The sequence below is a fragment of the Rothia sp. SCPM-O-B-18226 (M350) genome (assembly GCF_058213595.1).
Window position 1 is genome coordinate 1 of record NZ_JBYQJS010000008.1, and the last position, 1,550, is coordinate 1,550.

Below are 1,550 nucleotides of genomic sequence, written 5' to 3' on the forward strand. Positions count from 1 at the left end.
GTGGTACATTTTCTGCCACTCTCTCACAGTCGCGGCAGATATACCAAGGCTTTTGGCGGTTACACCATAGCCGAATCCCTTCTCAAACATCTGTGCTGCCTGTTTCCGAAGCAAACGGTCATGCCTTAATCCCAGATGCTCGGACATGAAAAGCCTCCTGTTTCTTGGACTTTAGTTTTGGTGTCCAAGAAACAGGAGGCAGTTCATGAGGCGTATAGGGGGCTTTGTGGTGGAGTGGGGGCTTCAGGAAAAAGTTGATGTATGAGATATGGGTGGTTTCTTCACTGAAGTGTTTTGACGTAATCTTTTGACTTGTTAGATGCTCGGAAGGGTTGCTATTTTACACTGAGAGTATGAACACTGCTCAAAACCTGATGTCGTTCGAGGCGCATCGGGATCATAGAAACACCATGATTTATCATTCCGTGGCCTCCCGCCGCGGCGTACTCCTCAGCTTGGGCGCTCTGGGCTTGGGCTCTCTGGGTCTTGCTCTCACCTCCTGCTCTTCGACGACCGGCATCAACGCAGGCGCAACGGGTAGCCCTACCGCTTCTAGCCCTACCGCTTCCGGTAGCCCCAATGCCTCTGCTTCTGTTGCGCCGAGTGGTTCCGCGAGTGCTACTCCTTCCGCCGCGCCGAGTTCTGGTAGCACGCAGGCTCCCGGTAACCCTGTGCCGACGCCTCGCCCCTGGGATGGGCCGCAGACGGGGCTTGTTGGTGAGAGCAAGTACGTCGCCTGGACGGTTGATGACGGCGCCAACCCTGATGTGGTGCGCGCGTACGCCGAGTTTGCTCGCCGCACCGGTACGCGCCTTACGTTCTTCATTAATGGCCAATACCCCTCTTTTGAGCAGCACCGCGAGCTGTTGCTTCCGCTAGTGAAGAGCGGGCAACTGCAGATTGCGAACCACACGTATAGTCACGCCGCGCTGACCAAACTCAGCGATGAGCAGATCGTTCGGGAGCTGACGCGCAATGATGAGGAGATTCAGCGGCTTTTTGGGGTGTCGTCGAAGCCGTATTTCCGCCCCCCGTACGGGTATTATGATGCGCGCGTGCTGGCGGCTGCAGCCTCGTGCGGTTTCACGCGCCCGGTGCTGTGGTATGGCTCCTTGGCTGATTCTTCGAATATTCCCTCGCAGGAGGTGCTTCGTTTTGCGAAGGAGTACGTGAATGCGCAGCGCATCATTATTGGTCATCTGAATTACCCCGGGGTGATTTCGGTGTTGGATGAGATTAGGGGCCTGATGGACCGTATGGGGCTCACGACTGTTACGATTCGCGACTACTACGGTTAGGTCGCTGTAGTGCCGACCGGCTAAGCATACTTGCCTCAGCCCCGATTGAGTTCACGCTAACTGACGTGGGCCTTCCGGGCACGGCGAAGCCCCCTCGTACTAGAAATGAACTGCCTCCTGTTTCTTGGACAACAAAACTAAAGTCCAAGAAACAGGAGGCTTTTCATGTCCGAGCATCTGGGAATGAGACACGATCGTTTGCTTCGGAAACAGGCAGTACAAATGTTTGAGAAGGGATTTGGCTATGGTGTA

Annotated in this window: 2 protein-coding genes; one reads left to right on the top strand and one right to left on the bottom strand. The window is 55.2% G+C overall.

All coding sequences use genetic code 11. From position 1 onward, the window contains the following. Positions 1 to 147, bottom strand: a 147-nt coding sequence (locus AC3E6W_RS08700; protein WP_490652878.1) for a helix-turn-helix domain-containing protein, incomplete at its 3' end; no start/stop codon positions are given. Between the two features lie 263 nt (positions 148 to 410). Between AC3E6W_RS08700 and AC3E6W_RS08705 the strand changes: the two genes are divergently transcribed. Beyond that, on the top strand, positions 411 to 1,298 hold the full coding sequence (locus AC3E6W_RS08705; protein ID WP_490652877.1) for a polysaccharide deacetylase family protein: 888 nt from the start codon (positions 411 to 413) through the stop codon (positions 1,296 to 1,298). Positions 1,299 to 1,550 lie beyond the last annotated feature (252 nt).